The sequence below is a fragment of the Nonomuraea sp. NPDC049400 genome (assembly GCF_044466425.1).
In the GTDB taxonomy this organism is placed as follows: Bacteria; Actinomycetota; Actinomycetes; order Streptosporangiales; family Streptosporangiaceae; genus Nonomuraea.
This window is the reverse complement of the sequence record NZ_JBITMP010000131.1, coordinates 1-4,084: the sequence shown is the minus strand read 5'-3', so window position 1 is coordinate 4,084 and position 4,084 is coordinate 1. Positions and strand designations below refer to the sequence as shown.

4 protein-coding genes are annotated in these 4,084 nt (G+C 65.4%); 2 read left to right on the top strand and 2 right to left on the bottom strand.

Annotation, left to right across the window (positions count from 1 at the left end):
• Window positions 1–114 precede the first annotated feature (114 nt).
• Window positions 115–237, bottom strand: a complete 123-nt coding sequence (locus tag ACIBVN_RS60605; RefSeq protein ID WP_397151959.1) for a hypothetical protein — start codon at window positions 235–237, stop codon at window positions 115–117.
• A 268-nt stretch (window positions 238–505) separates the two neighbouring features.
• On the opposite strand from ACIBVN_RS60605, the gene ACIBVN_RS60600 reads away from it, so the two are divergent.
• Complete coding sequence (locus ACIBVN_RS60600) at window positions 506–2,095, top strand: hypothetical protein (RefSeq protein WP_397151957.1); 1,590 nt, start codon at window positions 506–508, stop codon at window positions 2,093–2,095.
• Here ACIBVN_RS60600 and ACIBVN_RS60595 read toward each other — a convergent pair.
• Window positions 2,065–2,736 carry a hypothetical protein gene (locus ACIBVN_RS60595; protein WP_397151955.1) on the bottom strand — a complete coding sequence of 224 codons (672 nt, stop codon included), beginning with the start codon at window positions 2,734–2,736 and terminating at the stop codon, window positions 2,065–2,067. The genes ACIBVN_RS60600 and ACIBVN_RS60595 overlap by 31 nt on opposite strands.
• 244 nt (window positions 2,737–2,980) lie before the next feature.
• On the opposite strand from ACIBVN_RS60595, the gene ACIBVN_RS60590 reads away from it, so the two are divergent.
• Window positions 2,981–3,553, top strand: coding sequence for a hypothetical protein (locus ACIBVN_RS60590; RefSeq protein ID WP_397151953.1), 573 nt, complete (start codon window positions 2,981–2,983; stop codon window positions 3,551–3,553).
• The last annotated feature ends 531 nt before the right edge of the window (window positions 3,554–4,084 follow it).

Genomic DNA, 4,084 nt, shown 5'->3' with positions numbered 1-4,084 from the left:
ATCGGGCCACCAAGCTCGATCACAGGCCCGGCTCAGCAGATCGCGATCGAGATGCAACCGGCCGGGATCGACCGCTTTACACCAGCTACCTAGGGCGTGCGCCGGAGGGCCAGCTCATAGCGTCCCGCGTGCGTTGAGCCATCCCGCCGCCTCATCGAGCACGCTCAGGACCTCGTCCATACGGTCGACGCCGACCCGCTGGAAGACGACCTCCATGCCGTTCCAATCAGCTGTCATGGCCTGAATGATCCCAGCACCTCCGACACCCGCCCTGATAGGGCTCACTGAGGCGAGGCCCGCTCGGGGCGGGCTCAAGCAGGCCCACAGTGAGACTTGAAGGGCAGGCCCCTGCCCAAGATCCTTATTACCGTTCAGGCGAAGCGCTGGCCGACACTTTGCGCAGCGGGCAGCAAGTGGCTGGCTTCGGCCATTCATCCTCGATTCATGACCAGCGACCCCACCCCCCGTATGGCCACGCTGGTGACGGGAATGGAGGGAGCCAGGCATGTCGAAGACAACAGTTCACTCTGCCGATTCGGACAGGCCTGAATCCCGCGCGATCGCGCGGCTCGAGATCGGCATGATCGTCGGCGGCCTTGCCGGAATCACCTTCCTGCTGCCCCATGATCTGCTCTGGGGCGACGGCGGGTTCCGCTACCTGTACCTCTGGAGGCTGCTGCTCGAGGGGCACCTGAGCGAGGAGAAGTATTCGCTGATCGGCCCCTTGTTCTCCACCCCGCTCTGGGAGTTGGGCCGGCTGTATCAGTCGCCCGAATGGTGGTGTGAGAAGTACAACGCGCTGGTTTTCGCCACAGGGTTGTTCGTCTTCTACCGGATGCTCCGCAACCACGTGCCGCGCCGCCTGCTACGCCGCTTCCTCCTGCTGCTGACCTTCGCCTCGATGTTCTCCCATCATTTGCTCTTCTACTGGGGAGAAGTGTTCACGGCGGTCATGGTCGGCATCGGCGCCGTCTTTCTGGTCGCCAAACGCCGCGGATGGACGGCGATCGTGCTCGGTGTCGCCAACTCCCCCGCCACCCTGCCCGCCATGATGCTGCTGACCGTCGAACGCATCTGCGTCACGCGGCGACTGCGATTGGGGCTGGCTGTCGTCGCGGCGGTGGCGGTCGTCCTGCTCGAAGCCTGGATCAGGAGAGGCAACCCCTTCGAGACCGGATACGGAGACGACAGAGGGCCGAAAACGATCATGCCGTTTTCCGGTCAGCCCGGACTCAGTTATCCGATCTTCTTCGGGCTCCTGTCGCTGTTGCTGTCGTTCGGCAAGGGACTGCTGTTCTTCGCCCCCGGCCTGTTCCTGCCCGTACGCCGGAGGATCGCCGAACTTCCCGGCGGCACGGGCGTGCACCTGACGGCGCTCTACAGGATGTGGATCGCGTTCGTGGTGGGCTTGGTCTTGCTCTACTCCACCTACTGGTCGTGGAGCGGGTCGACCTTCTACGGGCCCCGCTACCTGCTCTTCGCCTCCTTGCCCGCATGCCTGGCACTCGCCGTCCGCCTGCACCGCCAGGATCCGTCGATCCTGGCGAACACGATCACAGTCCTGGCACTCGGGCTTTCCCTGTGGGTCGGATTGAACGGAGCCGTCTTCGGCGACGCCCCCGCCCGCGACGTCTGCCTGGAGCCGAACGGCCACTTTTTCGAAGCGCCACTGTGCTTCTACACGCCTGAGTTCAGCGCTCTTTGGGTCCCGTTCGTTCATGCGCAGGAGCTGACCGCCGGTCAGCTCGTCTACCTGGTGTACGGCCTGTGCGTGGCCTGCTACCTGATGACGCCCCCGCTGCTGGCCCTGGCCGGACAGCTCCTCGCCCGGGCACGGCTCCTGGCGGACAACGCCGGCGACGACCGCCACGAGAGCCGTTCGTCCACGGCGCCGGCGATGGAAGGCCGCTGTCAGTTGGTGACCAGCAGCGGAATAGCGATCGCCCGTACCACGACCGAATCGACGAGCCCCGAACAGACCGTCGCGACCTTTCGGTCAGCCTGGTCGTTGCCCCTCGCCCTCTCCCTAAGGGGCAACGACTCAGAACTCTGTCGGGAGCCTGATCAGTCCATCACCGACTCGCCGCCCGGGTAGGTGAAGGAAGACCTGGGCGAGTAGAACCCCCACACGATCTGCAGGGGGTCAGCGGGTCGCAGCGCGTAGACGGAGTGGCTCGGCTCCAGGAACTCCAGCGAGACGACCTCGAACGGATCGACCGGCTCCGCCACGAACGGATAGAGCCCGCTGATCCTCTGCCCGTCGACCTCGGTGATGTACCGCAGTTGCCCGCGGTTGACCGCCGTACCGGTGTGCCCGACCCGTGCGGTCGTCCGGATCACCGGCACTCCGTCGGACTCGGTCGTCGCGACCAGTGTCTTCCCCTGGACCTCGATCGTGGTACGGCCGGGAGTGGCCGGCACTCCCCGTGCGGCCGCGTACTCGCGTACCACCGCACTCGAGTTGAAATAGTGTGTCCACCAGCGGCCGGGGGTCACGCCGTCGGGCGCGTAGGCATCCTCCAGGTCGGGCCCGATATACGTCAGCGAGTACGCGCCGAACCCGGAGGTCTGCTCGGGCCGGTCGACGACGTACTGGTTCATGAAGACCTGCCGGTTGGCCATCGGCTTCAAACCGTCGGGCACCAGCGCCGCGACGGCATCGGGGTCGGCCGGCACCCACCCGAAGTAGATCATCCGGCTGTTGACGACGAGCTGGGGTGCCACGAGTTCGGGCACGATTTCTCCCTTGCTATCGACGACGCATAGCCGGAATTTACGTGACGTTTTCCAGGAGAACAACGTCCAACAAAGGACACTCTTTTCGCAGCCGCTCGCCCGGCCACAAGACTTGCCGGGACGAGATCGCCCGTGCGAGTGAACGTGAACTGCTCCATCCCTGACCGAAAAGGGATCGGTCAGCTGATCGAAGGCAGGCTGCCAGGGGCATGCCATGCTCCCGGCAGCGCCGACGAAATGCAACATGTTCAAAGCAGTCAAAGTGAGCGCTACACCGGTTATCTTGGCTGCCAGTGACAACGGTGCCGTCGATGGGGTACACGAAGCGGTGTCTGGCGTAGTCGTTGCGACCGACATTCTCTCGATTCGCCCTATCGTGCTCAGGGTCGCATCTCTCTACACGATCGGAGCCTGGTCGAGCGAAGATCACAGTGCGGCGTGGTCCTTGTGGAGAGACCGCGTACCGGGCCTTGTAGAGGCGGAACAGCGTCCACGCCGCTGCGATTCACTTTCAAGGGCCGTCTACAACCACCCGAACAAGCCGGCGCGCTGGATCGTCAACCGGCACTTCGGCAAGTTCGACAAGTTCAGGAACGACCGGTGGGTGTTCGGCGACCCGGACACGAGTGCCTACCTGCCCAAGTTCGCCTGGACCAACATCGTCCGGCACACCCTGGTCCTGGGCAGGGCATCCCCGATGACCCCACACTGGCCGAGTACTGGGCCCGGCGGCGCACGCGGGTCGAACCTCCGCTGGATCGGTATACGCGCACCGGGCAGGACGCGCGCTGTCCGCTCTGCGGAGACCACCTGCTGACCGCCGGCCAGCCACCCAAGTCCCTCGATCAATGGACCCGATGGTGGCAGCACGTCGCTCGGCGCGCGATAGCAGCCGACTATCTCGTGCACCACGGGCGGCCCGGCTCACCGGACGGTGACCAGACCCGCCTCGTTCACGCCTCCTGCAACCGGAGCTATCTCGCCCGGCATCGCAGGGGCCCGGCACAGCGCACCTGAATCGCCCTTCGGGGCCGTGTGCCGCGAGGAGTGGCACGCACGGTTCTGAGGGGGCCTCGGTGCAGCAATGCACCGAGGCTACCCGTCGAGTGGAGAGCCCAGCGGTGTCACGGGCTGCTGGTCTCAGGTGTCGGTTGATGGCCGTCCAGTGTCTCCAAGGGTGATGAGCAGGCGGCGCAGCAGGGCGGTGAGCTGATCGCGTTCGGTGGCCGACAGGCCTTCGAGGAGCCACGACGACCGCCGACGAACGGACCCCTGCCAACCCGATCCCCCTCGTGGGATACCGGCCCGACATCGAACGCCAGGTGCTCGACACGGCCGACGACGGCGT